This window comes from Streptomyces coeruleoprunus, from assembly GCF_039542925.1.
Classification (GTDB): Bacteria; Actinomycetota; Actinomycetes; order Streptomycetales; family Streptomycetaceae; genus Streptomyces; species Streptomyces coeruleoprunus.
Genome location: NZ_BAABIT010000001.1, coordinates 6,168,906 through 6,193,758 on the forward strand (window position 1 = coordinate 6,168,906; position 24,853 = coordinate 6,193,758).

General features: G+C 73.9%; 20 protein-coding genes, 7 tRNA genes and 2 pseudogenes. 18 read left to right on the plus strand and 11 right to left on the minus strand.

The window, feature by feature from the left end:
- The first annotated feature begins 346 nt into the window (after positions 1-346).
- The 8 genes from ABEB09_RS27670 (at position 347) to ABEB09_RS27705 (ending at position 11,587) form a co-directional block, all read left to right on the plus strand.
- Positions 347-1,405 carry a methionine ABC transporter ATP-binding protein gene (locus ABEB09_RS27670; RefSeq protein ID WP_345692633.1) on the plus strand — a complete coding sequence of 353 codons (1,059 nt, stop codon included), beginning with the start codon at positions 347-349 and terminating at the stop codon, positions 1,403-1,405.
- Positions 1,402-2,073 carry a methionine ABC transporter permease gene (locus tag ABEB09_RS27675; protein ID WP_345692634.1) on the plus strand — a complete coding sequence of 224 codons (672 nt, stop codon included), beginning with the start codon at positions 1,402-1,404 and terminating at the stop codon, positions 2,071-2,073. Before ABEB09_RS27670 ends, ABEB09_RS27675 begins: the two co-directional genes overlap by 4 nt.
- A gap of 82 nt (positions 2,074-2,155) precedes the next feature.
- Positions 2,156-3,010 (plus strand): MetQ/NlpA family ABC transporter substrate-binding protein, encoded by an 855-nt coding sequence (locus tag ABEB09_RS27680; RefSeq protein WP_345692635.1) that lies wholly within the window; start codon positions 2,156-2,158, stop codon positions 3,008-3,010.
- A 146-nt stretch (positions 3,011-3,156) separates the two neighbouring features.
- Positions 3,157-3,813 (plus strand): GNAT family N-acetyltransferase, encoded by a 657-nt coding sequence (locus ABEB09_RS27685; protein WP_345694114.1) that lies wholly within the window; start codon positions 3,157-3,159, stop codon positions 3,811-3,813.
- Between the two features lie 94 nt (positions 3,814-3,907).
- The gene (gene cbiE, locus ABEB09_RS27690) at positions 3,908-5,128 is read left to right on the plus strand and encodes a precorrin-6y C5,15-methyltransferase (decarboxylating) subunit CbiE (RefSeq protein ID WP_345692636.1); all 1,221 of its coding nucleotides are present in this window, start codon (positions 3,908-3,910) and stop codon (positions 5,126-5,128) included.
- Between the two features lie 327 nt (positions 5,129-5,455).
- On the plus strand, positions 5,456-9,061 hold the full coding sequence (cobT, locus tag ABEB09_RS27695) for a nicotinate-nucleotide--dimethylbenzimidazole phosphoribosyltransferase (RefSeq protein ID WP_345692637.1): 3,606 nt from the start codon (positions 5,456-5,458) through the stop codon (positions 9,059-9,061).
- Between the two features lie 386 nt (positions 9,062-9,447).
- Positions 9,448-10,710 (plus strand): uroporphyrinogen-III C-methyltransferase, encoded by a 1,263-nt coding sequence (cobA, locus tag ABEB09_RS27700; protein WP_345692638.1) that lies wholly within the window; start codon positions 9,448-9,450, stop codon positions 10,708-10,710.
- A gap of 58 nt (positions 10,711-10,768) precedes the next feature.
- Complete coding sequence (locus tag ABEB09_RS27705; RefSeq protein WP_345692639.1) at positions 10,769-11,587, plus strand: TrmH family RNA methyltransferase; 819 nt, start codon at positions 10,769-10,771, stop codon at positions 11,585-11,587.
- Between the two features lie 36 nt (positions 11,588-11,623).
- On the opposite strand, the gene ABEB09_RS27710 is transcribed toward ABEB09_RS27705, so the two are convergent.
- Positions 11,624-12,817, minus strand: coding sequence for a serine/threonine-protein kinase (locus tag ABEB09_RS27710; RefSeq protein ID WP_345692640.1), 1,194 nt, complete (start codon positions 12,815-12,817; stop codon positions 11,624-11,626).
- Positions 12,818-13,399: 582 nt separating this feature from the next.
- On the opposite strand from ABEB09_RS27710, the gene ABEB09_RS27715 reads away from it, so the two are divergent.
- Entirely contained in the window at positions 13,400-13,609 is a 210-nt protein-coding gene (locus tag ABEB09_RS27715; RefSeq protein WP_345692641.1) for a hypothetical protein, read from the plus strand.
- A gap of 192 nt (positions 13,610-13,801) precedes the next feature.
- Here the strand turns inward: ABEB09_RS27715 and ABEB09_RS27720 are convergent.
- The 5 genes from ABEB09_RS27720 to ABEB09_RS27740 form a co-directional block, all read right to left on the minus strand.
- Positions 13,802-13,873: transfer RNA gene (locus tag ABEB09_RS27720), tRNA-Val, on the minus strand.
- 34 nt (positions 13,874-13,907) lie between these two features.
- A tRNA-Val gene (locus ABEB09_RS27725) sits at positions 13,908-13,979 on the minus strand.
- Positions 13,980-13,998: 19 nt separating this feature from the next.
- Positions 13,999-14,070, minus strand: a tRNA-Val gene (locus ABEB09_RS27730).
- Between the two features lies 1 nt (position 14,071).
- Positions 14,072-14,145, minus strand: a tRNA-Cys gene (locus tag ABEB09_RS27735).
- 36 nt (positions 14,146-14,181) lie between these two features.
- A tRNA-Gly gene (locus ABEB09_RS27740) sits at positions 14,182-14,254 on the minus strand.
- A gap of 202 nt (positions 14,255-14,456) precedes the next feature.
- On the opposite strand from ABEB09_RS27740, the gene ABEB09_RS27745 reads away from it, so the two are divergent.
- From ABEB09_RS27745 to ABEB09_RS27755, 3 genes are read left to right on the plus strand one after another with little or no spacing between them, the layout of a single operon-like run.
- Complete coding sequence (locus ABEB09_RS27745) at positions 14,457-15,515, plus strand: chorismate-binding protein (RefSeq protein WP_345692642.1); 1,059 nt, start codon at positions 14,457-14,459, stop codon at positions 15,513-15,515.
- Between the two features lies 1 nt (position 15,516).
- Positions 15,517-16,329, plus strand: coding sequence for an aminotransferase class IV (locus tag ABEB09_RS27750; protein ID WP_345692643.1), 813 nt, complete (start codon positions 15,517-15,519; stop codon positions 16,327-16,329).
- A gap of 43 nt (positions 16,330-16,372) precedes the next feature.
- The gene (locus tag ABEB09_RS27755; RefSeq protein ID WP_345692644.1) at positions 16,373-17,212 is read left to right on the plus strand and encodes a GNAT family N-acetyltransferase; all 840 of its coding nucleotides are present in this window, start codon (positions 16,373-16,375) and stop codon (positions 17,210-17,212) included.
- Positions 17,213-17,217: 5 nt separating this feature from the next.
- Here the strand turns inward: ABEB09_RS27755 and ABEB09_RS27760 are convergent.
- Positions 17,218-17,738: pseudogene (locus ABEB09_RS27760) on the minus strand (DsbA family protein).
- Between the two features lie 167 nt (positions 17,739-17,905).
- On the opposite strand from ABEB09_RS27760, the gene ABEB09_RS27765 reads away from it, so the two are divergent.
- Both ABEB09_RS27765 and ABEB09_RS27770 read left to right on the plus strand, forming a co-directional pair.
- On the plus strand, positions 17,906-18,352 hold the full coding sequence (locus ABEB09_RS27765) for a hypothetical protein (RefSeq protein WP_345692645.1): 447 nt from the start codon (positions 17,906-17,908) through the stop codon (positions 18,350-18,352).
- Between the two features lie 92 nt (positions 18,353-18,444).
- Positions 18,445-18,645: a hypothetical protein gene (locus tag ABEB09_RS27770; protein ID WP_345694182.1), complete on the plus strand. Its 201-nt coding sequence runs from the start codon at positions 18,445-18,447 to the stop codon at positions 18,643-18,645.
- 10 nt (positions 18,646-18,655) lie between these two features.
- Here ABEB09_RS27770 and ABEB09_RS27775 read toward each other — a convergent pair.
- A pseudogene (locus ABEB09_RS27775) lies at positions 18,656-19,207 on the minus strand (CGNR zinc finger domain-containing protein); the annotation flags it as partial.
- Between the two features lie 225 nt (positions 19,208-19,432).
- Complete coding sequence (locus tag ABEB09_RS27780) at positions 19,433-19,846, minus strand: SsgA family sporulation/cell division regulator (RefSeq protein ID WP_003959770.1); 414 nt, start codon at positions 19,844-19,846, stop codon at positions 19,433-19,435.
- A 199-nt stretch (positions 19,847-20,045) separates the two neighbouring features.
- Here ABEB09_RS27780 and ABEB09_RS27785 point away from each other — a divergent pair, with 199 nt between their 5' ends.
- Positions 20,046-20,510, plus strand: a complete 465-nt coding sequence (locus ABEB09_RS27785) for a TIGR02611 family protein (RefSeq protein WP_345692646.1) — start codon at positions 20,046-20,048, stop codon at positions 20,508-20,510.
- A gap of 64 nt (positions 20,511-20,574) precedes the next feature.
- Positions 20,575-20,649, plus strand: a tRNA-Val gene (locus ABEB09_RS27790).
- A gap of 79 nt (positions 20,650-20,728) precedes the next feature.
- Here the strand turns inward: ABEB09_RS27790 and ABEB09_RS27795 are convergent.
- Entirely contained in the window at positions 20,729-23,269 is a 2,541-nt protein-coding gene (locus tag ABEB09_RS27795) for an SCO7613 C-terminal domain-containing membrane protein (protein ID WP_345692647.1), read from the minus strand.
- Positions 23,270-23,361: 92 nt separating this feature from the next.
- On the opposite strand from ABEB09_RS27795, the gene ABEB09_RS27800 reads away from it, so the two are divergent.
- Together ABEB09_RS27800 and ABEB09_RS27805 are read left to right on the plus strand one after the other, a co-directional pair.
- Positions 23,362-23,811: an SRPBCC family protein gene (locus ABEB09_RS27800; RefSeq protein WP_345692648.1), complete on the plus strand. Its 450-nt coding sequence runs from the start codon at positions 23,362-23,364 to the stop codon at positions 23,809-23,811.
- Positions 23,812-23,850: 39 nt separating this feature from the next.
- A tRNA-Val gene (locus ABEB09_RS27805) sits at positions 23,851-23,922 on the plus strand.
- A 79-nt stretch (positions 23,923-24,001) separates the two neighbouring features.
- Here ABEB09_RS27805 and ABEB09_RS27810 read toward each other — a convergent pair.
- The gene (locus ABEB09_RS27810) at positions 24,002-24,730 is read right to left on the minus strand and encodes a 3'-5' exonuclease (protein ID WP_345692649.1); all 729 of its coding nucleotides are present in this window, start codon (positions 24,728-24,730) and stop codon (positions 24,002-24,004) included.
- Between the last annotated feature and the right edge of the window lie 123 nt (positions 24,731-24,853).

Below are 24,853 nucleotides of genomic sequence, written 5' to 3' on the forward strand. Positions count from 1 at the left end.
TGCGTGTCCGATATGCGGACAGTCGTGATCGCCGGACGATGCCTTCTGCTTTACTGACAGCCATGACCACGACGAGCAGCCGCACCCTTGCGACCGAGGCGATGACGACGCCCGGTGCTCGTTGTACGTGTCGAATGTGCGCCTTCTAGAGGGCCCCTGAACGAGCCTCGCGCCCCGAAGCGAGACCGACAGCGAGCAGTCGGCCGCGTCCGTGTGTACGAAACCGCCGGACCGCGCCCGCCCCGCGCACACGCCTCCCACCGGCAGCCGTGCCGCGCGTCGGAATGACGAATGCCCCGTGCCCGGCGGACACCTCGCCGTGCACTCGACAGTGACGGAAAACCCTGTGATCACCACTACGGGCCTGACCAAGGTCTACGAGTCGCGCGGCCGCCAGGTCACCGCTCTGGACGGCGTCGACCTGCACGTCCGCGAAGGCGAGGTCTTCGGCGTCCTCGGCCAGAGCGGCGCCGGCAAGTCCTCCCTCATCCGCTGCGTCAACCTCCTGGAGCGCCCCACCTCCGGCACCGTGACGGTCGACGGCACCGACCTCACCGCGCTCGCCGGCCGCGGCCGCCGCGCCGGGCGGGAACTGCGCCAGGCCCGCAGCCGTATCGGCATGGTCTTCCAGCACTTCAACCTGCTGTCCTCGCGCACCGTCCAGGACAACGTCGAACTGCCCCTGGAGATCCTGGGCGTCAGCGGCGCCGAGCGCGGCCGCCGCGCCCTGGAACTCCTCGACCTCGTCGGCCTCGCCGACAAGGCCAAGGCCTACCCCGGCCAGCTCTCCGGCGGCCAGAAGCAGCGCGTCGGCATCGCCCGCGCCCTCGCCGGCAAGCCCAAGGTGCTCCTCTCCGACGAGGCCACCAGCGCCCTCGACCCCGAGACCACCCGCTCCATCCTCCAGCTCCTGCGCGACCTGAACCGGCAGCTCGGCCTGACCGTCCTCCTCATCACCCACGAGATGGACGTCGTCAAGACCGTCTGCGACTCGGCCGCCCTGATGAAGAAGGGCCGGATCGTCGAGTCGGGCACCGTCGCCGAACTGCTCGCCACCCCCGGCTCCGAACTCGCCCACGAGCTCTTCCCGGTCAGCGGCCACGCCACCGGCCCGGACCGCACGGTCGTCGACGTCACCTTCCACGGCGAGGCCGCGACCCAGCCGGTGATCTCCCAGCTCTCCCGCACGTACAACATCGACATCTCGATCCTCGGCGCCGCCATGGACACCGTCGGCGGCAAGCAGATCGGCCGGATGCGGATCGAACTCCCCGGCCGCTACGAGGAGAACGTCGTCCCCGTCGGCTTCCTGCGCGAGCAGGGCCTCCAGGTCGACATCGTCGAGCCGCAGGCCACCGCCACCGGAATCGTGACCGCCGCCCTGGCCAAGGAAGGTGCCCAGTGACCTGGTCCGAGATGCAGCCCCTGCTCACCCAGGGCACCATCGACACCCTCTACATGGTGCTGTGGGCCACCGTGGTCTCCGTCATCGGCGGTCTCCCGCTCGGTGTCCTCCTCGTCCTCACCGACAAGGGCGGACTCCTTCAGAACACCGCCGTCAACAAGGTCGTCGGCGCGATCGTGAACATCGGCCGCTCGCTGCCGTTCATCATCCTGCTGATCGCGCTCATCCCGTTCACGACCCTCGTCGTCGGCACCTTCATCGGCCCCACCGCGATGATCGTGCCCCTCGCCATCGGCGCGATCCCGTTCTTCGCCCGCCTGGTCGAGACCGCCGTCCGCGAGGTCGACCACGGCCTGGTCGAGGCCGTCCAGTCCATGGGCGGCTCCGTCCCCACCATCATCCGCAAGGTGCTCCTGCCGCAGGCCCTGCCCTCCCTGGTCTCCGCCGTCACCACCACCGTCATCGTCCTCATCGGCTACTCCGCGATGGCCGGCGCGGTCGGCGGCGAAGGACTCGGCTCCAAGGCCATCACCTACGGCTACCAGCGCTTCGACACCAACTTCATGCTGGTCACGGTCGTGATCCTGATCGCGATCGTCACCGTCGTCCAGCTGATCGGTGACGGCGTCGTGAGGCTCCTCGCCCGCCGCGGCCGCACCACCTCCTGACTTCGCGCGGCCCCGCCCGCGTCCGAAGAAGCCCGCACTCCTTGTCCGGGCGTCACCGCACCATCAGAAAGAGGCACTTTTCGTGCGTAACAACATCAAGACCCTCACCGCCTTCGCCGGCATCACCGCCCTCGCCCTCGGCCTCACCGCCTGCGGCACGGCCTCCGACCCGGCCTCCGCCGGCAGCGGCCCCGCCGACGCGTCCAAGCCGCTCGTCGTCGCCGCGTCCCCGACGCCGCACGCCGACATCCTCACCTACGTCAAGGACAACCTCGCCGAGAAGGCCGGCCTCAAGCTGGAGGTCAAGGAGTTCACGGACTACGTCCTGCCCAACACCGCCACCCAGCAGGGCCAGGTCGACGCCAACTACTTCCAGCACAAGCCGTACCTGGACGACTTCAACAAGAAGAACGGCACCACCATCGTCCCGGTCGTCAACGTCCACCTCGAGCCGCTCGGCCTCTACTCCAAGAAGCTGAAGTCCCTCAAGGAGCTCAAGCCCGGCCAGACCGTCGCCGTCCCCAACGACACCACCAACGAGGGCCGCGCGCTCAAGCTGCTCGCCGACAACGGCGTCATCACCCTCAAGGCGGGAGTCGGCTCCGACGCCAAGCTCTCCGACATCACCGACAAGAAGGGCCTGGAGTTCAAGGAGCTGGAGGCCGCCACCGTGCCCCGCGCGCTGAACGACGTCGACGCCGCCGTCATCAACGGCAACTACGCCATCGAGGCCAAGCTCGCCCCGGCCAAGGACGCCCTCGCCCTGGAGAAGGCCGAAGGCAACCCGTACGCCAACTTCCTCGCCGTCAAGAAGGGCAACGAGAGCGACCCGCGCGTCAAGAAGCTCGCCGGGCTGCTCAACTCCCCCGAGGTGAAGAAGTACATCGAGGACACCTACCAGGGCTCCGTCGCCGCGGCCTTCGGCCCCGCCGCGTAACACCCCCGCCGGACCCACGGGCCCCGCGCACCCGACACCCGGTGTGCGGGGCCCGTCACGTTCCGGCCCACCCGGCCATGCACGGCGGCCCGTTCATGCTGCATGCTGTCCGTTCACGGCTTCACCACCAGTCCTCGGCCTTCGGCATGGAGCGGCACATGACGACCACCTTTCCGGACATCTCCATCAGCACGGAACGGTTGGTGCTGCGCCCCTACGAGGACGCCGACATCCCCGCGCACACCGAGATGATGAACGACGAACTCGTCGTCGCCTGGACCTCCGCGCCCCACCCCTACACCACCGCCCACGCCGAGGACTGGGCGCGCAGGATCGCTCCTGCGGAACGCGCCACCGGCCGCGGCCTCGTCCTCGCCGTCACCGAGTTCCTCACACAGCGGCTCGTCGGCACCGTCCACCTCCGCCACACCGACTGGCGCGCCCGCTCCACCGAGATCGCCTACGTCACCGCACCCTGGGCCCGCGGCGAGGGCTACGCCACCGAGTCCGTCCTCGCCGTCGCCCAGTGGCTCTTCCGCGAGCAGCGCTTCGAACGCCTCGAACTGCGCACCGCCGCCGGCAACACCGCCTCCCAACAGGTGGCCCAGAAGATCGGCTGCATCAGCGAAGGCGTCCTGCGCAACGCCTGGATAGCCAGGACCCAGACCGACACCGGCGACTGGACCGACACCAGGACGGACCTCATCGTCTGGAGCCTCCTCCCCGAGGACCTCGAAGGCGTCGCCGACCAGCTCGCCGACGCGGGCTACCCCTCGTACGCCCCCTTCAGCGACTGGAACTGACCGGCGCGCCCCGGTCGCGCCGCTGCTCCCCGGCCCCCGTTCCAGGTACCCTCACCCTGCCCCGACCTGCACCGACCCCAGGAGACAGACGAAGATGGCCGACCGGGTCACGGTGATCGGATGGGACGGCTCACCCCTCACCGCCGCCGCGCGGTCCGCCCTCTCGGCCGCCACCCTGGTGGCCGGAGCCGCCCACCACCTCGCGCTCCCGGAAGTCCCCGCCGGCGCCGAACGCATCCGCCTCGGCAGCCTCGACCTCGCCGCCCGCCGCATCGCCGGCCACCGCGGCACCGCCGTCGTCCTCGCCGACGGCGACCCCGGCTTCTTCGGCGTCGTCCGCACCCTGCGCGCCCCCCAGCACGGCCTCGAGGTCGAAGTCGTCCCCGCGGTCTCCTCCGTCGCCGCCGCCTTCGCCCGCGCCGGCATGCCCTGGGACGACGCCCGCATCGTCGTCGCCCACACCCGTACGCTCCGCCGCGCCGTCAACGTCTGCCGCGCCCACCCCAAGGTCGCCGTCCTCACCTCGCCCGGTGCCGGACCCGCCGAACTCGCCCTCATGCTCGACGACGTCCACCGCACGTTCGTCATCTGCGAGGCCCTCGGCACCGAGCGCGAACAAGTCACCGTCCTCACCTCCGACAAGGTCGCCGACCACACCTGGCGCGACCCCAACGTCGTCATCGTCATCGGCGGCGCCACCACCACGGCCGCGGGGCCCGGCGCCGGCTGGCTCATGGGCCCCGACCCCGGCCCCGTACGCGGCTGGGCCCTCCCGGCCGGCGAGTACGGCGGCGAACGCGGCCCCGGCACCGGCGACGACACCGGCCTGCGCGCCGCCCAGCTCGCCCGCCTCGGCCCCCGTGTCGGCGACCTCGTCTGGGACATCGGCTGCGGCTCCGGCGCCTTCGCCGTCGAGGCCGCCCGCTTCGGCGCGGCCGTCATCGCCGTCGACGCCGACCCCGCCGCCTGCGCCTCCGCCCAGGCCGCGGCCCGCCGCCACGGCGTCCAACTCCAGGCGGTCACCGGACAGGCCCCGTACGTCCTGGAGCGGTTGCCCGAACCCGATGTCGTACGGGTCGGGGGCGGGGGAGCGCCCGTGGTCGCCGCGTGCGCGGACCGGCGCCCCGAGCGGATCGTCGCGCACGCCGGCACACGGGACGAGGCCGAGGCCATCGGCGCGGCGCTCGCCGACGGCGGCTACACCGTCGAGTGCCTCCTGCTCCAGTCCGTCGAACTCGACACCGGCGCCTGGTCGGAGCGCCACCGCTCGGTGGTCTTCCTGCTGGCCGGACGCCGCCCCGCACCCGCCCCGTGATCCCCTCGCTACGCAAGGCCAGGTAGGCTGGCCGACCGTTCCACCGCAGCCGGGCATGCGGCGGTTCTGCCCCACGAAGTGGGGGAGACCTCCAGTCAACATCCGGAGAAAGCGCCTTCTTCGGGGGTGCCATGTGGGAGAACGCCGCAGGGGGGTGCGCGACGTGGCGCAGTCCACAGCCGTCCGTGGCCGAAGACGCTGCCACGGAGGCCGATGGCCGCGAGAATGCAGGGTGTCCGTGTGCCGTTCGTGCCGCGCGGCGCGCACGCTCGTTCTTGTTGGCGGGCGGAAGTCTGAAGGAGCACAACCGATGGGCGAGGGGTACGCATGACTGACACCGGCCAGGTCCCGGGCGAGGGACAGCCGGAGAACGCAGGCATGGTGGAGCAGCCGGGCATGCCCGCTCCGGGTGCGTACACCTTCCTGGACCCCTCCGAGAGCGCTGCCGAGGACGACGACCTCCTGCTGATGCCGGGCTCCCAGGGCGCCTGGACCGAGCCGCAGCCCGGCGTGGCCCCCGCTCCGCCGGTGGCCGTCCCGATGCCCCACGCCCAGGCGCCGGCGCCCGGACCGGTCGGCCCGGAAGCCGTCGCCCCCGCCCAGCCGGTGATGGCCGTGCCCGTCGCGCCGGCCGAGCCGCAGCCCGGCTACGAACCGCTCGTCCAGGAGCAGCCGCGGCAGGCTCCCGTCTTCGAGCCCGCGCTCCACGAATCGGGCCACCACGAGACCGGCGCCCACGAGGCGGGCGGCCGGGACTCCGGCTCCGTCGACCTCGGCGCCGTCCGCATCCCGCCCGCGGCCCCGTCGGCGCAGGCCCCGCGGCGCCCGCTGCACATGGGCCCGCCGCTGCCCGACTCCTCGGGCGGAGTGGTGCGCTCGCTGGCCGACCGCGGCCCGGCGACGGTGCCTCCGGCGGCCGTCGCGCAGCCCGGCGTACCGCAGCCCGGCGTTCAGCCGGCCGTTCCGCAGGGTGCCGTTCCGCAGGCCGGTGTTCCCCAGGCCGCCGTTCCGCAGGCCCAGGTGCCGCCGAACCCGATGCCGGCGACCGTGCCCGGACCGCCGGCCACCGGCCCCGAATACCTGGACGTGCCCCGCGAGGAGCTCGCGCCCGTGGCGCCCGCCCAGCAACTGGGCGAGATCCCACCGCAGGGCGCCGAGCCCTGGGGCCAGGTCCCCGTGCCCCACGAGTCACAGCAGCCGCAGAACACTGTTCCCGCCCCAGCAGAAACGGTCGTTCCGCCGCAGGAGGGCCTGCCCGCGCAGGACGCCTCGATGGGCCGGTTCGTGCCCGTGGAGGGCTCCGTCCCGACCACGCCGCACCTCGCCCCGACGCCCGTCGCGCCCCAGGCGGCCGCGACCGGCGAGCCCGTGCAGCCCGTGACGCCCGAGCAGGTCGCCGCGCCCGTGGCCGAGGCACCGGTTGCTCCCGTGGCCGCCGAACCGGAGCCCGCGCCCCAGGCCGTGGCCGAGCCCGTCGTGACGGTGCCCGCCCCGCGCGAGGGCGACACCCAGGCCCCCGCCCCGGCGGCGGCCGCCGAGCCGGTCGCCGAAGCGGTGGCCGAGCCGGTCGCCGTGCCCGTGGCCGAGGTCGCCCCCGAGGCCGTCGAGGTCCCGGAGCCCCCGGCCCAGCCGGAACCCGTCCAGGCCGCCCCCGCCCGGCCCGAGCAGGCCCCCGCCGAGGAGCCCGCCGCCGCACCGGCCCCGGACCGGCCCGAGGCGGTGCAGCCGGAGGCGGCCCCCGCCGAGCCCGTACAGCCGGAAGGCGTGCGGCCCGAGGCCGCGCAGGCGGAGCCCGTACCGGCCGAGGTGCCCCAGCCCGAGGCCGCGCAGCCCGAGGCCGCCCCCGCCGACGCGCCCGCCGCCCCGCAGGACGCTGCGCCCGAGGCGCAAACCCTGGAGGCGCAGACCCCGGAGTCGCAGGCCCCCGAGGCGCAGCCCGCGGACGCCCAGCCCGCCGAGGCCCCCGCACCCGAGGCACCGGCCGCCCCGGAGGCTCCCGCCCCCGAAGCGCAGGCCCCCGAGGCCCAGGCCCCCGAAGCGCAGGCCCCCGAGGCCCAGGCCACGGACGGCCCCGCGCCGGACGCCCCCACGCCGGAAGCACCCGCCGCCGAGGCCCCGGAAGAGCCCGCCGCCGACGAGCAGCCCGCCGCCTCCGCCGACGAGGCCGCCGCCTCCGCCGAGGAGCCCGCGCCCGAGTGGACCGAACCCGCCCCCGGCTACGACGACGCCGAGCGCGAGGCGATCCTGCGCGTCATGCGCGAGCGCCGCGACATCCGCAACGGCTTCCGCGGCGACCCCATCCCGCACGACGTGCTGCTCCGCGTCCTGGAAGCGGCCCACACGGCGCCCTCCGTCGGCCACTCGCAGCCGTGGGACTTCGTGGTCATCCGCTCCGCCGAGACGCGCCGCACGATGCACGAGCTGGCGCAGCGCCAGCGCGAGGCGTACGCGAAGTCGCTGCCCAAGGGCCGGGCGAAGCAGTTCAAGGAACTGAAGATCGAGGCCATCCTCGACACCCCGGTGAACATCGTCGTGACCGCCGACCCCACGCGGGGCGGCCGCCACACCCTGGGCCGGCACACGCAGCCGCAGATGGCCCCGTACTCCTCGGCGCTCGCCGTCGAGAACCTCTGGCTCGCCGCCCGCGCCGAAGGCCTCGGCGTCGGCTGGGTCAGCTTCTTCGACGAGCGCGAGATGGTCCGCGCCCTCGGCCTGCCCGAGCACCTGGAGGTCGTCGCGTACCTCTGCGTGGGCTACGTCGACGAATTCCCCGAGGAGCCCGAGCTGATGCAGGCGGGCTGGTCCAAGCGCCGCCCCCTGTCCTGGGTCGTCCACGAGGAGACGTACGGCCGCCGCGCCCTGCCCGGCGAGGAGCCGCACGACCTGCTCCAGGAGACGGTCGCCAACATCCGCCCGCTGGACGCCAAGGCGCTCGGCGAGGCGTGGGAGCGCCAGAAGCGCATGACCAAGCCGGCGGGCGCGCTCGGCATGCTGGAGATCATCTCGGCCCAGCTGTCCGGCCTCTCCCGCACCTGCCCGCCGCCCATCCCCGAGCCGGCCGCCGTCGCGATCTTCGCCGGTGACCACGGGGTGCACGCCCAGGGTGTCACGGCCTGGCCGCAGGAGGTCACCGGCCAGATGGTGGCCAACTTCCTCGGCGGGGGAGCGGTCTGCAACGCGTTCGCCAACCAGGTCGGCGCGGAGGTCTGCGTGGTCGACGTCGGCGTCGCCGCCGACCTGCCCGCCACGCCGGGCCTGCTGCCCCGCAAGGTGCGGGCCGGCACGGCCGACTTCACCACGGGCCCCGCCCTCACCCGCGAAGAGGTCCTCGCCGCGATCGAGGTCGGCATCGAGACGGCCCGCGACCTGGTCGCCGCCGGCAACAAGGCGATCCTGACCGGCGAGATGGGCATCGCGAACACCACCGCGTCCGCCGCGCTCATCTCCGTCTACACGGACGCGGACCCGGCGGAGGTCACCGGCCGGGGCACGGGCATCAACGACGAGATGCACGCCCGCAAGGTCGACGTCGTCCGCCGCGCCCTGGACCTGCACAAGCCGGACCCGGCCGACCCGGTCGGCGTCCTCGTGGCGATCGGCGGTCTCGAGCACGCCGCGATGGTCGGCTTCATCCTGGGCGGCGCCTCGCTCCGTACGCCCGTCATCCTCGACGGCGTCAGCGCGGGGGCGGCGGCACTGGTCGCCCGGGCCATCGCGCCCGAGGCGCTGGCGGCCTGCATCGCGGGCCACCGCAGCGCGGAGCCGGGCCACGTGGCCGCGCTCAACAAGCTCGGCCTGCGCCCGCTCGTCGACCTGGACCTCCGCCTCGGCGAGGGCACGGGCGCGCTGCTGGCCCTGCCGCTGGTCCAGAGCGCGGCGCGGGCGATGCACGAGGTGGCGACGTTCGACTCGGCGGGCGTCACCGAGAAGTGACCCCCGCCGCCGGCGGGCAACCGCCCCCGGCGAAGGACCACCCACCGGCGGAGCCCCGCCGAGCCGGAAGCACCACCCACGGCGGACAGCCGCCCCTCAACGGCCGGCGGGCTTCGCCGGGCACTCGATCGGAGCGCCCGGCGAAGCGCCGCCCCGAGGGACGAGACCGGCGTGGCGACGGCCGCGCTCACGATCGAAGCCGCGGCGACGCCGCCGGCCCCGAGGCGCGAGCCCGGGCGTGACGACCGCTACGCACTCCGCCCCTGAACACCGGCGCCCCTGCCCCGTATCGTGGTCGCCAACGCCCCACCCCCCGCCTCACCAGCCGCTTCACCGTCGCAGTGGCCCCGCACATCGCACCACCCGCCCGAGGAGACCACACCGCCATGGTCGAGTACGCCGAGCAGCCCGCCTACCCCGTCGGACTTCGCCTCTCCGGGCGCCGCGTCGTCGTCATCGGCGGCGGACAGGTGGCCCAGCGCCGCCTCCCGGCGCTCATCGCGGCGGGCGCCGACATCACGCTCGTCTCGCCCTCCGCCACCCCCTCCGTCGAGGCCATGGCGGAGGCGGGGGAGATCCGCTGGGTGCGCCGCCGGTACGAGGAGGGCGACCTCGCCGACGCGTGGTACGCCCTGATCGCCACGCCCGACACGGAGGCCAACGCCCGCGCCTCCGCCGAGGCCGAGCGCGCCCGCACCTGGTGCGTGCGCTCCGACGACGCCGACGCCGCCACGGCGTGGACCCCGGCCACCGGCCGCAGCGAGGGCGTCACCGTCGCGGTGCTCACCGGCAACGACCCGCGCCGCTCCGCCGCCGTGCGCGACGCGATCGTCGAGGGCCTGCGCGACGGCTCCCTCGCGGCGCCGCAGCACCGCTCCCGTACGCCGTTCGTCGCCCTCGTCGGCGGCGGCCCCGGCGACCCGGACCTCATCACGGTCCGCGGCCGCCGCCTCCTCGCCGAGGCCGACGTGGTCATCGCCGACCGCCTTGGCCCCCGCGACCTGCTGGACGAGCTGCCCCCGCACGTCGAGGTCATCGACGCGGCGAAGATCCCGTACGGCCGCTTCATGGCCCAGGAGGCCATCAACAACGCGCTCATCGAGCACGCCCGGAAGGGCAGGTCCGTGGTCCGCCTCAAGGGCGGCGACCCGTTCGTGTTCGGGCGCGGCATGGAGGAGGCCCAGGCGCTCGCCGAGGCGGGCATCGCCTGCACGGTCGTTCCGGGCATCTCCAGCTCCATCTCGGTGCCGGGCGCCGCGGGCATCCCGGTCACGCACCGGGGCGTCGCGCACGAGTTCACGGTGGTGAGCGGCCACGTCGCGCCCGACGACCCGCGCTCCCTCGTCGACTGGGAGTCCCTGGCCCGGCTGCGCGGCACGCTCGTGATCCTCATGGGCGTCGACAAGATCGGCCGCATCGCGGAGGCGCTGATCGCGTACGGCAAGGACCCGGACACGCCCCTCGCCCTCGTCCAGGAGGGCACCACGTCCGCGCAGCGCCGCGTCGACGCCACGCTCGCGACGGTGGCCGAGACGGTCAAGGCGCAGGACGTCCGCCCGCCCGCCGTCATCGTCATCGGCGACGTGGTCCACGAGTCCCCGGCCAGGACGGCGAAGGACCGGACGGAAGCCGGGACGCAGACCCCGTAGCCCACCGGAAGCAGCCGACCCCCCGCCGAGGCCCACCCCGACAAGGCAGTATCACCCCGTGGCAGAAATCATCACCGTCGACGACCCCGACGACCCGCGCCTGCGCGACTACACCGGCCTGACCGACGTCGAGCTGCGCCGCCGGCGCGAACCGGAAGAGGGCCTGTTCATCGCGGAGGGCGAGAAGGTCATCCGCCGCGCCCGCCAGGCCGGCTACGCGATGCGGTCGATGCTGCTCTCGGCCAAGTGGGTCGACGTGATGCGCGACGTCATCGACGAGGTCCCGGCGCCCGTGTACGCGGTGCACCCGGACCTCGCCGAGCGCGTCACCGGCTACCACGTGCACCGGGGCGCGCTGGCCTCCATGCAGCGCAAGCCGCTCCCCGAGCCCGCCGACCTGCTCACGACGGCCCGCCGCGTGGCGGTGATGGAGTCGGTCAACGACCACACCAACATCGGCGCCATCTTCCGCAGCGCCGCCGCCCTCGGCATGGACGCGGTCCTGCTGTCCCCGGACTGCGCGGACCCGCTCTACCGGCGGTCCGTGAAGGTCTCCATGGGCGCGGTCTTCTCCGTGCCGTACGCCCGTCTCGACACCTGGCCGCGCGGCCTGGAGACCGTACGGGAAGCGGGGTTCCGGCTGCTGGCGCTGACCCCCGACGAGAAGGCCACCGCGATCGACGAGGTGGCGCCGCACCGGCTGGAGCGCGTGGCGCTGATGCTGGGCGCGGAGGGCGAGGGCCTGTCGGCGAAGGCCCTGCGGGCGGCGGACGAGTGGGTGCGCATCCCGATGGCGCACGGCGTCGACTCGCTGAACGTGGGCGCGGCGGCGGCGGTCGCGTTCTACGCCGTCACGGCGGGCCGCCCCCAGGCCTGACCGCCCGCCTTCGCACCGGCGGCCCGCGGTCGGGCCTCAGCCCTGCAGGGCCTGCCCCACCGCGATGCCGAGCAGCACGATGAGCGTGACCACCACGAACACGAAGATCCGCTGACGCAGCAGCCGCGGGTTCGCCGGCACACGCCGCGTGGACCCGGTCCGCACACCCGGCCTGGACGCCACGCCCGGCCCGCTGCGCCCTCCCGTGCGCGACGGCGGCCGCTGCTGGGGCCGCGAACCCCCCGTACGCGGCCCGGCGGTCCGCCCGGCCGGTGCGTGCGGCGCCGGCGTGCGCTGCGTACGGCCCGTGCCCTGCGTGGAGCGCTCCGTGTACCGCTCGGTCGGCCGGACCGCCGACCGCTCCGCGCGATCGGGACGCGGCACCGCCGCCCGGCCGTCGGACAGCCCCTGCGCCTCACGGGCGGCGATCTCCTTGAGCCGCATCGACAGCTGGAGCGTGCTGGGCCGCTCCTCCGGCTCCTTCGCGAGGCAGGCCCGGACGAGCGGGGCGAGCGCGTCCGGCACGCCCTGCAGGTGCGGCTCCTCGTGCACCACGCGGTAGAGCATGACCTCGGAACTGCCGTGCCCGAAGGGCGAGTCGCCCATCGCGGCGTACGCCAGCGTGGCGCCCAGCGCGAAGACGTCCGTCGCCGGGGTGACCGCCGCGCCCCGCACCTGCTCGGGCGCGAGGAAGCCCGGTGACCCCACCGCCGTACCGACGTGCGTGAGCGTGGACGCCCCCGTCGCCCAGGCGATGCCGAAGTCGATGATCCGCGGGCCCTTGGGGGAGAGGAGGATGTTGGACGGCTTGAGGTCCCGGTGGACGACCCCGGCCTCGTGCACGGCGACCAGGCCCTCGGACAGGGCCGCGCCGATCGCCGCCACGTCGGCCGCGGACAGCGGCCCCTCCTCGGCGATCTTGTCGTGGAGCGAGGGCCCGGGCACGTACTGCGTGGCGAACCACGGACGGTCGGCGTCCAGATCGGCGGCCACCAGCCGAGCCGTGCACCCGCCGCGGATCCGCCGTGCGGCGGACACCTCGCGGGCGAAGCGCGACCTGAACTCCTGGTCCTCGGCGAGATCCGGCCGGATCACCTTCAGGGCCACCCGCTGCCCGCGCCGGTCGGAGCCGAGGTACACGACCCCCATCCCGCCCGCGCCCAGCCGCCGGTGCAGCCTGAACGAGCCGACGACACGCGGGTCCTCGCGCCGGAGCCGCATCATCGCCATGTCCGTCCCCTACCTACGGTGGGGAGGCCCCACCCCGCTGCCGCGGTACCTATGACGAGCCACAGCTTACGTACCCACGCCCCGGCGCGCTCATAGGCCGCGCCCTCTCCACCGGATCGATTGTCAGTACTGCACCGCATACCTGAGGGCGGGTCAGGGCCGCACGGGACAAGGCGATCCGGCAGCCGTGCCCCGTCAAGCGCCCATGATCCAAGGGGCGTTGACGCCCGCTCCGGAACGGAACGCCGCTTTCCTCCCCGAGCGCCGCGGCCACCGCATCCGCCCGCCCCACCGCGGCCGTCGCGCACACCGCCGCGGGAAGTGATCGAAGTCACCCGCCGGAACCGGACCGCGGCCACCGGCGGCCTCCCCTCCGGGAAGACCCTCACCACCGGCGCCGCGTCTCCAACCAGAGGAGTACGCGACCGGGTGGAGAGTCCTCCTCGGGGAGGCCCGGTATTCGGTACGCGGGCATGACGCCCGGCCGCCCCTGCGTCCCTAATGTTGAGGTCAAGCGGCGGGTGCAGCACTCGTCCCCCGAGGTCAGACGCCCGCCGCTGCCAGACAGGACAGGAGAGGACCATGGCGCACACGGCTTCGCGGACGATGATCCGTACGCAGGGACGGAAGGCTTCCTACGCCTCCTCCGGCGTCCGCCCGTCCGGCCGCCGCCACCCGCTGGTGGCGACCGCCATGGTGCTCCCCCTGGCCACGCTCCTGGTCGTCGTCTTCGGCGGCTGGGAGGCCGTGGTGACACATGCGTCGTCCGTGGGCGTGATGCTGGGGCGCTGAGCGGCGCCCCGGGCCCGGGAAGAGCGGCCCGGGTCGGGGACATCCGGCCAACCCCGTGGGGACGGGGGTGCGGCGGACGGCAGTGGTGGCCGGTCAGCTGGGGAGCTGGCCGGCCACCACTTCTTCGTGCCCGATGTACTGGGCAACACGACGGAGCCCCCGGCCGCGATCGCGGCCGGGGGCTCCGGGCGGTGGACGATACTGGGATTGAACCAGTGACCTCTTCCGTGTCAGGGAAGCGCTCTCCCGCTGAGCTAATCGTCCTCGGGACCACGATCCGAAGATCATGGGCACTGCGTGCGCGATACTGGGATTGAACCAGTGACCTCTTCCGTGTCAGGGAAGCGCTCTCCCGCTGAGCTAATCGCGCGGGGGATCCGAAGATCCAGTGGACGATACTGGGATTGAACCAGTGACCTCTTCCGTGTCAGGGAAGCGCTCTCCCGCTGAGCTAATCGTCCTTGGAGGTGGAGACGGGATTTGAACCCGTGTAGACGGCTTTGCAGGCCGTTGCCTCGCCTCTCGGCCACTCCACCCGGAGTGCGGGGGTTCGGGAAGATCCCCCAACTTCGAGCGGACGACGAGATTCGAACTCGCGACCCTCACCTTGGCAAGGTGATGCTCTACCAACTGAGCCACGTCCGCCTGTCGTTTCCGTTTCGCTTCCGCGTCCCGGCGACGTGTTGAACTCTAGCGGATTCCTGGGCCAGTACAAAAACGCGTTTGCCCAGCGTGCTGCGCCACTGGCTGCCCGGCGCCCGCGCCGGGCGCCCGCCACGCCCCCTCTGACCTCGGACCACGACCGCCCGACCGGCCCCGTACGGGCCCCAGCCCTACACTCGCATCCGTGCACGACCTCGCTCCTCTGGCCCGCTTCGGCGGCCTCGTCGCAACCGACCTGCGGGACGTCACCAGTGACCCGGAGGCCCTCGACTCCTCCGGCTTCTGGGCCGTCGCCGCCGACTTCGAAGGCCGCCTGACCTGCGCCCGCTTCGGTGACGTCCGGCCGGAACCGGTCCCGGCCCCCGTCCCGGGGCGCTGGCGCGGGCCCGCCGTCGGCGACTGGACGTCGTCGCTCGACCGCGAGGCGTACATCGCGGGGGTGCGCCGCGTGCGGGAGTACATCGCGACCGGTGACGTCTACCAGGCGAACCTCTGCCGGGTGCTGTCCGCGCCGCTGCCGCGGGACACCGGGGCCGCCGCCGACGTGGACGACCTCACCGCCCTCCTCGCCCGGGGCAACCCCGCCCCCTACGCAGGAACGATTCGGCTCCCCGGGCACGGCGTGGAGATCGCCACCGCGTCCCCCGAGCTGTACCTGCGGCGCGACGACCGGATCGTGGAGTCCGGGCCGATCAAGGGCACGGGCAGGACCGCCGCCGACCTCCTGGAGAAGGACCACGCCGAGAACGTCATGATCGTGGACCTGGTCCGCAACGACCTGGGGCGCGTCTGCGCCACCGGCACCGTGACCGTCCCCGAGCTGTGCGTCGTCGAACCCCACCCGGGCCTCGTGCACCTCGTCTCGACCGTGCGCGGCGAGCTGGTGCCGGAGGCGGGCTGGGCCGCCCTGCTGGGCGCCACGTTCCCGCCCGGCTCCGTCACCGGGGCGCCCAAGTCGAGCGCCCTGAGGATCATCGACGAGCTGGAGACCGCCCCCCGGGGCCCGTACTGCGGCGGCATCGGTTGGGTCGACGCCGACCGCCGCACCGGCGAGCTGGCGGTGGGCATACGCACCTTCTGGATCGACCGCGGCGAGGGCGCGGGCGTCCTGCGCTTCGGCACCGGCGCCGGCATCACCTGGGGCTCCGACCCCGAGCGGGAGTGGCAGGAAACCGAGCTGAAGGCGGCACGGCTGCTCGCGGTAGCGTCAGGGACGTACGAGGCGACCGGAAGGACCATCTGAGATGAAGCTGTGGGTCAACGGCGGACTGCAGGACCAGGACACCGCCACGGTGTCCGTGCTGGATCACGGTCTGACCGTGGGTGACGGCGTCTTCGAGACGCTCAAGGCCGAGAACGGCCGGCTCTTCGCCCTCGACCTCCACCTCGACCGGCTCGCCCGCTCCGCCCGCGGCCTCGGCCTGCCGGAGCCGGACCTCGACGAGATCCGCCGGGCCTGCGCCGCCGTCGTCGACGCCAACCCGATGCGGCTCGGCCGCCTGCGCATCACGTACACCGGCGGCCTCTCTCCGCTGGGCTCCGAGCGCGGCGACACCGGGCCCTCCCTGGTGGTGGCGATCGGCGAGGTCGGCCGCCGCCCGGACAGCACCGCCGTCGTCACCGTCCCCTGGACCCGCAACGAACGCGGCGCCCTGACCGGCCTCAAGACCACCTCGTACGCGGAGAACGTCCTCGCCCTCGCCCGGGCGCACAGCCAGGGCGCCTCCGAGGCGCTGTTCGCCAACACCGTCGGCCGGCTCTGCGAGGGCACCGGCTCCAACGTCTTCGTCGTCCTGGACGGCCGCATCCACACCCCGCCGCTGACCTCCGGCTGCCTGGCCGGCATCACCCGCCGGCTCGCCGTCGAGTGGACCGGCGCCCAGGAGACCGATTTGCCCATGGGCGTCCTGGACAGCGCCGAGGAGATCTTCCTGACCTCCACCCTCCGCGACATCCAGGCCGTCCACCGGGTCGACGCACGCGAGCTGCCCGGCACCCCGGGTCCCGTCACGGCCAAGGCCATGGAGGTCTTCGCGGAGCGTGCGGCCCTCTTGTGAAATCGAGCTGTCCCGGCGCCCCGGGGCGGGTAGAACACGGGTGATGACCACCACCCTGCGGCCGTCCGGGCCGCTTCAGCAGGCCGACGACGGCTCCCAGTCACGTGCGTACGAGGTGTGCGTCAACAGCCGCCCGGTGGGCGCGGTCGACATCGCGACCGTGCCCGCCTCAGGGCAGGGCGTGGGCACCATCCGCGGCCTGCACATCAAGCCGGCGGACCGCAGGCGCGGCCGCGGCACGGTGGCCGCCCTGGCCGCCGAGGAGGTGCTGCGGGGCTGGCGGTGCGACCGGATCCAGATCACCGTGCCCTCCGACGCGGCGGCCGCCCTGCGCCTGGCGACGTCACTCGGCTACACCGAACGCAGCCGCACGATGCTCAAGGCCCTGCGGGGCACCGGCCCGGAGACGCCCGACGGCCTCACGATCCGGCCCATGGACGGGGCGGAGTTCGAGGCGTGGCAGGCGATGGCCGTCGAGGAGTACGCGCGCAGCTGGACCGCCCGCGGCATACCGGAGGACCAGGCCAGGGCGAAGGCCGAGGCCAGCCACCGCGAACTGCTGCCCGACGGCCTCGCCACGCGCGGCGCCCACCTGCGCGTCGCCCTGCGCGACGGGGTGACCGTCGGCCACCTGTGGGTGGGGCAGCGGCAGCTGAACCCGGGGGAGCGCGTCGCGTACGTGTGGGACGTCGGCGTCGCCGAGTCGCAGCGCGGCAAGGGGTACGGCCGGTCCCTGATGCTCTGCGCCGAGCGCATCGCCCGGGAGAGCGGCGCCCGGCAGCTCGGACTGCACGTCTTCGCCGACAACGCCCCGGCCCGCCACCTCTACGAGTCGCTCGGCTACCGGGCCACCCACGTCCACGGCGCCAAGCGCCTGTACTGACCCGCCTACGCCTCGGCCAGCAGCCGGTCGGCGATCTCCTCGATCCGGGCCCGCAGGCCCTCCTGGCTCTTGCCGCCGTCCAGCCGCTCGCCGCCGATCACATACGTCGGCGTCCCGGTGATGCCGATGGCCTTGCCCTCGGCCTGGTCGGCGTCGACGATCAGCAGATGCCGGCCGTCGATCAGCGCCGTGTCGAACTCCTCGTCGTCCAGGCCCAGTTCGCGCGCCGCGTCCAGCAGGAACGCCTCGCCACGCGCCTCCAGCTCCTCGACCCCGGCGAGCACCGCCTCCACGTACGGCCAGCCCTGCCCCTGCGCGAAGGCCTCCTCGGCGGCCTGCGCGGCGGCGTAGGAGTGCTTGTGCTTCTCCAGGGGAAGTGCCGCAGCCGCACTTCCAGCCGGTCCCCGTAACGGGCCCGCAGGGCGCGCAGGTCGTCCAGGGCGGTGCGGCAGTCGGCGCACTGGAGCCCGCACCAGACGTCGAGGACGACGGGCGTGGCGGTGCGGTCGGTGGTGGTGTTGCTCATGGCCTCAGTCTTCCAGCCCGGCCGCCGCGGCCCCAACCGGGACCTGCGGAGGAGTCGCGCCCCGGAGATCTCCCGGAGATTCGCCGGCCACGCCGTGCGGACCGTGGCCCGTGCGCCGCGGCCGGTGCACGATGGAGGGGACGCGACGACCATGGCTGGAGGACCGGATGCTTGCCGAGACCATATGTTCCGCGGTGTCCGCCGCAGGACTCGGGATCGCGGCGATCACGGCGTACCGCAGGCGCTTCCTCGCCGCCGCCCGGATGGCCGCCTACGCGCTGGTCCCGCTCGGGCTGGTGCTGACCGGCGCCGTGCAGTGGCTGGCGGACACGGCGTTCAGCCCGGTGGCGTGGGTGGGCTTCGGCGCCCTGGGGGCGGCGTGGCTGCTGTTCTCCGGCACCCGGGCCGCCGAGCGGCGCCGGGGCGGTGCGCAGGGCTCCCGCAAGGAGCGCAGGGCGGCCGCGCGGGCCGCGCGGCGCGACGAGGTGGCGCCCGGGACGTCCGGTCCCGCGGCCTCGCTGCCGCGGGCGTCGGGGAAGCCGCGGACCAAGAGCGGCTCGGCGGAGGACGACTTCAGCGACATCGAGGCGATCCTCAAGAAGCACGGCATCTGACGGACGCCGCGGGGTGGCGCGAAGGGTGGCGGTGCGCGGCGCGGACGCGGCGCTCCCTTTCCGTATGCGGTGAACTGCCCTTTTTGCGGGCCATGTTGGGTGCGGACGCGGCTGCCGGCTGCGCCATGATCGGCCCCGAGATGCTCGATACCTCGCGGGAGCAGAACCCCGCCTCCACCGAAGAACCGCGCGGCTGTCTTTTCGCGCTCTCCCAGCCACCGTTGATGATCTTCCTCACGGTGATCGGCGTCCTGCTGCTGATGGCGTCGGTACACGATCTGTTCCTGCTGTGACCGGGTCCGCGGCCGCCTCCCTGCGGCGCGCCCGGTACGCCGCCACGTGCAGGCGATTGCCGCACGTGCGGCTGTCGCAGTAGCGGCGCGAGCGGTTGCGGGACAGGTCCACGAAGGCCCGCCCGCAGTCGGGCGCCTCGCAGCGCCGCAGCCGCTCCTGCTCGCCGTTCACCACGATGAACGCGAGCGCCATGCCGCAGTCGGCCGCCAGGTGGTCGGCCACCGACGCCCCCGGAGCGAAGTAGTGCACGTGCCAGTCGTAGCCGTCGTGGTCCGTGAGCTGCGGGGTCGTGCCGGCGCCCGCCACCAGCCGGTTGATCAGCCCGGCGGCCGCGCGCGCGTCGGGCGCAGAGAACACCGCGGCGAACTTCGCCCGTACCTCGCGCACCGCCCGCAGGTCCTCCGGGCCCAGCGTGCCGACGCCGCTGACCTTGTGGCTCTCCACGAACGCGTACAGCGCCGGCACGTCTCCGAGCGCCTCGCCGCGTCCGTCCTCCGGCGCGGTGTTCATCAGGTCGACGACGGTGTCGAGGGCGATCCGGGTGTCGTGGGGGATCAGCACGCTACGCTCCCTGGCCTGCTGCGGGCGGGCGCCCGCCGAATTCCGCTGACTTTAGCGGCTTGCTCCCGAGGCCCCGGGAGCAAGCCCCAAGCGGGCCGAAACGCGACGGTGCCGTCACCACGTCATCCGTGGTGACGGCACCATTGTCGCCGTTTCATGGCCGTATGGGGTGGTGCGGACGCCGTCGCCCCGAGTCGGACGGCGTCCTGCGGCTCTCCGGCTGGCTCAGCTTTCGGCCAGGATGTGCGAGAGCTCCGTATCGAGGTCGAAGTGTCGGTGCTCGGTGCCCGGCGGCACCGCGGCGTCGGTCCGCTTCAGGAACGACTCCAGGGCCCGCGCCGGGGCCTCCAGCAGGGCCTCGCCCTCGGGCGAGCTCAGAGCGATGCAGACGACGCCCTGACCGTGACTGCGGGACGGCCAGACGCGGACGTCGCCGGTGCCCGTGGGCCGGTGCAGGCCCTCGGCGAGGAGGTCGCGGGCGAAGACCCACTCGACGGTCTCCTCGGCTCCGGTGTGGAAGGTGGCGTGCACGGCATACGGATCGGCCGTGTCATACCGCAGGCCCGCCGGTACAGGCAGTGAGGACTCGCTCGATACAACGAGGCGCAGGTGCAGCTCGCAGCTGACCGTGGTGTTCATAAGCGCCAAGGCCTTTCGCTCAGTGTGCGCTCGGGGATTCGCACGTCGGCGAAATCGACATCCCACCTACGGTGCCGTTGTAAACCCCTCTGCCCGTTTTGCGACCCTTGGGGTACCTCTTACGGCGGTGTGTAACCAGGGGTTATAGGTCCATTTCGGTGCCTCGTACACCTGGCTCGCGTCGGGTAGGTTGGGCCCCATGAACGCGGAGAGTGACGAGCGGAAGAAGGTCGCCGACGAGGCGGCCGGGACGTCCGCGACGGGGGACGTGACCGGACCGGCGAACACCGAGCGACCACTGGGGTCCCGGGCGCCCGAATTCATCAAAGCGCGCAGACCGCTGCACCTCAGCTGGCAGGTCGGCGTCTTCCTGGCCGGCCTGGCGGTCGTGGCCCTCGGCGTGGTCATGCTGCCGCTGCCCGGACCGGGCTGGCTCGTGATCTTCGCGGGCATGGCCCTGTGGGCCACCGAATTCGTCTGGGCGCAGCTCGTCCTGCGCTGGACCAAGCGCAAGGTCACCGAGGCAGCCCACCGCGCCCTCGACCCCAAGGTACGGCGCCGCAACATCATCCTGACCGTGACCGGACTCGTCATAGCCGGCGTCCTCATCGGCATCTACGTGTGGAAGTTCGGCCTCACGATGCCGTGGAAGATCAACCAGTGACCCGGAGGACCGCACACGGTGGTCGGCGCACCCGCTGACATGCGGTAATGTTTGCGGTGCGCCCGGGCGATTAGCTCAGCGGGAGAGCGCTTCGTTCACACCGAAGAGGTCACTGGTTCGATCCCAGTATCGCCCACCACCCGGACCGAAGGCCCTGGAGACCACGTCTCCAGGGCCTTCGGCGTACCGGCCCGGAAACCCGGTGCCGTACGCCGCGCTCACCGCATCCGGCCCACCGCGTCCCGCAGCCGCCGCACATCACGCAGCCGCTGCTCGTACGTCGCCCCCACCGCCAGCAGCAGCACGCCCCCCAGCGCCGGCGGCACCCACCGCGGCAGCACGCCCATCACCTGCACCACGTACGGCGCCAGCTCGTGCAGCGCGACCAGCGCCAGCACCACACCGCCGAGCACCAACGGCGCCCGCAGCCGCAGCCGCGCACCCACCAGCGTCACGCCCAGCGCCACCCCGCCCAGCAGCAGCGGCCGCAGCCAGCCCGCGTCGCCCCAGGCCGCCAACAGGCTCGGCACCAGACCCGCCGCCAGACCCGGGCCGTACGCCGTCCACGACCCCGCCGACGCGTCCCGCCGCCGACGCACCACGCCCACCACCAGCGCGGGCACCGCCACCGGCAACGCGTACGCCTCCGGCGCCGTCACGCCCCACACCGCGAGCCGCACCCACGCCGCGGCCACGAACAGCACCGCCGCCGCGTACCCGGCCACCGGCCGCCGCTCCGGCCGCACCGCCGTGCCCGCCGCGATCACCCCGCCCAGGCCCAGCACCAGCGCCAGCACCACCGGCCGGTGCACCGCGAGGCCGACCGCCACCGGACCGGCCGCCGCGCCCGTCCACTCCACCGGCACCGCCACCGGATGCCGCCGCAGCCACGCACCGAGCGCCGCCGTACCCGCCGGCACCACCAGCAGGGCGAGCGCCACCCCGTGGGACGGCCACCCCGCCGCCGCGCCTCCCGCACCCACGAACCCGGCCGCCGCCACGACCGCCAGACACGCCGCCGGAGCCCGCAGCACACCCCGCGCCACGACGCCCGCGCCCGCGAACAGCACGGTCAGCGCAGCCAGCACCACCAGCGTGGCCGCCTTGGTGGCCAGCCCCAGCACGGTCACCGTCGCGGCCGACGCCACCCCGCAGCCGAACGCGGCCGCCGCCACGGCCGGGACCGCCCCGGACGCCGCCCGCAGACCCGCCACGGCACGCGCCGGCCGCACCGCCACGGCCAGCACCAGCGCGGTCACCAGCAGCTGGACCGCCACCAGCACCCCGTACGGCCACCGCGCCACCACGGGCACGGCCATCGCGACCAGCCAGCCCAGCCCCAGCGCCCCGCACCGCGCCGCCACGGCGACAGCCGGCAGCACGTCGGCCGGCACGGGCCGGCCGGGCGCGACCGCCCCCGGTCCTCCGGCCCCGGTGGCCGCACCGGTACCCGCCGCCGCTCCGGTCCCGGCCGCCACGGCCGCCGCCCCTGCTTCACCCGGCTCCCCGGACCCGACCCCGGCCGACCTGCCGGCCGCCCCCGCCGGCGCCACCGAGGCCGGCGTCACCGACGCCACCCCCAGGACCGCCCCGACCGCCGCCAGCACCGCCACGGCCGGCCACACCACGCCCACCCGGGTGGGCGCCTCGCCGGACCAGACGGTCTCGGGCACCCGGCCCGCCAGGGCCACGAGCACCGGCGGAACCGCCACCAGCAGGCCGAGACCCAGGACCCCGGCCGACGCCCACGCCAGGCCGCGCCGTATCCCGCCCGGCAGGACCCGCGCCGCCAGCGGCACCGCCGCCAGAGCCACACCGCACGCCACGTACCCCGGGAACACCCACGCCACCGGCAGCACCCCGCGCAGCAACCCGCCCCCGGCGGCCACCGCCACCAGCCCGGCCACCGACGCGCAGCACACCGCACCCGCACCCGTCACCCGCCACGCCGTCACCAGCGCCAGCACCGCACCGGCCGCCAGCAGCGCCGCCGGAGCGACACCCCCGGCCGTCACCGACCACGCCGCACCCACCAGCACCGCACAGCCGCCCGACACACCCGCGGCCGCCCACGCCGCGACCCGCACCGGCCGCACCCGCAGCGCCACCGCCACGTCCACGGCCGCCGTCACCAGCAGCGCCCACCCCACGGCCAGCCCCTCGCCAGCCGACGCCACCGCCCACAGCGGCAACGGCAGCTGCCCGGCCACCACCGCCACCGGCAGCGGCATCCGCAGCCCGCGCAGCAGCACGCCGTACCCGGCCCACACCGCACACAGCACCGCCGACACCACCGCCGAGTACGCGACGGCACCCATCGGCACCGGACCCAGCAGATGCAGGGCCAGCGCGTCCATGACCATCAGCGCGAAACCCAGCGCCGCCACCGTCTCGGCCGTGGCGGCCAGCTCGCGCCGCAGCAGCGCCACCGGCGCGGCCAGCGCCGCCACCGTCACCGCCGTCAGCACCGCCGCACGCCCGCCGATACCCATATGACCCCAGCTGACCAGCGTGAACGCCAGCGCCGCGATCACCAGCAGCACCCCGCCCAGCGTCAGCAGCGCATTGCGCACACCCCGCGGCGAAGCCTCCGCCGCCCGTACCGGCCAACCGGCCGGAGCCGGAGCGCCCGGCTGCTCCTGGAGTACCCGCACCAGCCACGCCCGGCGCGTCAGCAACACCGCCCTGCGCGCGTCGAGTTGCGCCAGCTCACGATCGAGGATCACCAGCTCTTCGGCCGGCGACGGAACGTTTCCCATACGGCGCAGTGTGGCGCCCGCCACACCGCCGAACATGCGCTCAGCTACTCAGATCCGCGTGAGTACCCACCCGCCCGACGCACACTCGCAGCATGGACCCGACGCACTACCGCTTCCGCAGCCTCTGGGACCTCCCCGCCCCACCCGCCACCGTCTACGCCGTGCTCGAACGGCTGGAGCACTACCCCCGCTGGTGGCCCCAGGTCCGCGACGTCACCCGCGTCGACGACCACACCGCGATCCTCCGCTTCCGCTCCCGCCTCCCCTACACCCTCACCGCCACCCTCACCGAACGCCGCCGCGACCCCGCCGCCCGCGTCCTGGAGGCCTCCCTCACCGGCGACATGGACGGCTGGGCCCGCTGGACCCTCACCCCCCACGGCGCCCACCGCACCCACGCCCTCTACGAACAGGACGTCCACGTCACCCGCCCCCTGCTCCGGCACCTCGCCGTCCCCGGCCGCCCCCTCTTCCTCGCCAACCACGCCCTGATGATGCGCGCGGGGCGGCGGGGACTGACCGCACACCTGGAAGCGGTTTGAACAAAACCCGCGGGGACCTGTATGGTTCAGTGCGTTCCCGGGCGATTAGCTCAGTGGGAGAGCGCTTCGTTCACACCGAAGAGGTCACTGGTTCGAACCCAGTATCGCCCACCGGGAAAAGGCCGGTCCGCCCCATGCGGACCGGCCTTCCGCATTCCCGGGCCCCATCCCACGGCAGGGCCTCGTCCGCTCACGCGGCCGCCGCCGGCTGGTCCGGACGCAGCGGCCACGCCGGATCCACCGCCTCCGCCGTACCGTTCCGCGCGAACCACTCCTGCAACCCCCGCGCCTGTGCCGCGTGCCACACCGCCTGCCGCGTGTGCAGCTCCGCCACCGACAGCTGCTCCAGCCGCGTCGCGAACCGGCGCCCCACCGCCCGTACGACCTCCATCGCCGCCGCCGCGTCCGCCGCCGCGTCGTGCGCCCCGTCCAGCACCACCTCGTAGTGCGCGCACAGGTCCGTCAGTGTCCGGCGACCCTTCCGATAGCGGTCCAGATGCTTGTCCAGCACCCGCGGATCCAGCACGCACAGCGGCACGTTCTGCAGGTACCGCGCCAGCGACGACGCCCGATGGCGACGCAATTCCCGGTCCAGCAGCGTCAGATCGAACGGCGCGTTCATCACCACCAGCGGACGCCCCGCCGCACACTGCTCCGCCAGCAGCCGGGCTATCTCCTCCATCACCGGCGCGGGCCACCGCCCGAACCGCTGGAGGTGATCGTCCGTCAGACCGTGCACCTCCGTCGCCCCCGCCGGCACCGGCACACCCGGATTCACCAGCCACCGCGTCGTCCGCAGCCGCCCACCGGGGGCGTCCTGCACCACCACGGCGGCCGACACGATCCGGTCCACCTCGACATCGACTCCGGTCGTCTCCGTATCGAACGCGGCCAGGGGCCCCTCGTACCAGAGCGTCATACCCCGAACTCCTCGCACATCTCCGGCAGATGGCCTGATCCCCTGCCGAAGCGGTGATACCCGGGCCGTTTGCGTCGTACGCGGCCCGGTCACAACACAGATGTCGAGCAGAGAAACTGACGC

Coding starts and splice junctions, on each gene's coding strand:
- ABEB09_RS27685 (WP_345694114.1), top strand. CDS start 3,157: ATGGAGCGGCACATGACGACCACCTTTCCGGACATCTCCATCAGCACG.
- cbiE (WP_345692636.1), top strand. CDS start 3,908: ATGGCCGACCGGGTCACGGTGATCGGATGGGACGGCTCACCCCTCACC.
- cobT (WP_345692637.1), top strand. CDS start 5,456: ATGACTGACACCGGCCAGGTCCCGGGCGAGGGACAGCCGGAGAACGCA.
- cobA (WP_345692638.1), top strand. CDS start 9,448: ATGGTCGAGTACGCCGAGCAGCCCGCCTACCCCGTCGGACTTCGCCTC.
- ABEB09_RS27710 (WP_345692640.1), bottom strand. CDS start 12,817: ATGGCGATGATGCGGCTCCGGCGCGAGGACCCGCGTGTCGTCGGCTCG.
- ABEB09_RS27715 (WP_345692641.1), top strand. CDS start 13,400: ATGGCGCACACGGCTTCGCGGACGATGATCCGTACGCAGGGACGGAAG.
- ABEB09_RS27750 (WP_345692643.1), top strand. CDS start 15,517: ATGAAGCTGTGGGTCAACGGCGGACTGCAGGACCAGGACACCGCCACG.
- ABEB09_RS27755 (WP_345692644.1), top strand. CDS start 16,373: ATGACCACCACCCTGCGGCCGTCCGGGCCGCTTCAGCAGGCCGACGAC.
- ABEB09_RS27765 (WP_345692645.1), top strand. CDS start 17,906: ATGCTTGCCGAGACCATATGTTCCGCGGTGTCCGCCGCAGGACTCGGG.
- ABEB09_RS27770 (WP_345694182.1), top strand. CDS start 18,445: ATGTTGGGTGCGGACGCGGCTGCCGGCTGCGCCATGATCGGCCCCGAG.
- ABEB09_RS27780 (WP_003959770.1), bottom strand. CDS start 19,846: ATGAACACCACGGTCAGCTGCGAGCTGCACCTGCGCCTCGTTGTATCG.
- ABEB09_RS27785 (WP_345692646.1), top strand. CDS start 20,046: ATGAACGCGGAGAGTGACGAGCGGAAGAAGGTCGCCGACGAGGCGGCC.
- ABEB09_RS27795 (WP_345692647.1), bottom strand. CDS start 23,269: ATGGGAAACGTTCCGTCGCCGGCCGAAGAGCTGGTGATCCTCGATCGT.
- ABEB09_RS27800 (WP_345692648.1), top strand. CDS start 23,362: ATGGACCCGACGCACTACCGCTTCCGCAGCCTCTGGGACCTCCCCGCC.
- ABEB09_RS27810 (WP_345692649.1), bottom strand. CDS start 24,730: ATGACGCTCTGGTACGAGGGGCCCCTGGCCGCGTTCGATACGGAGACG.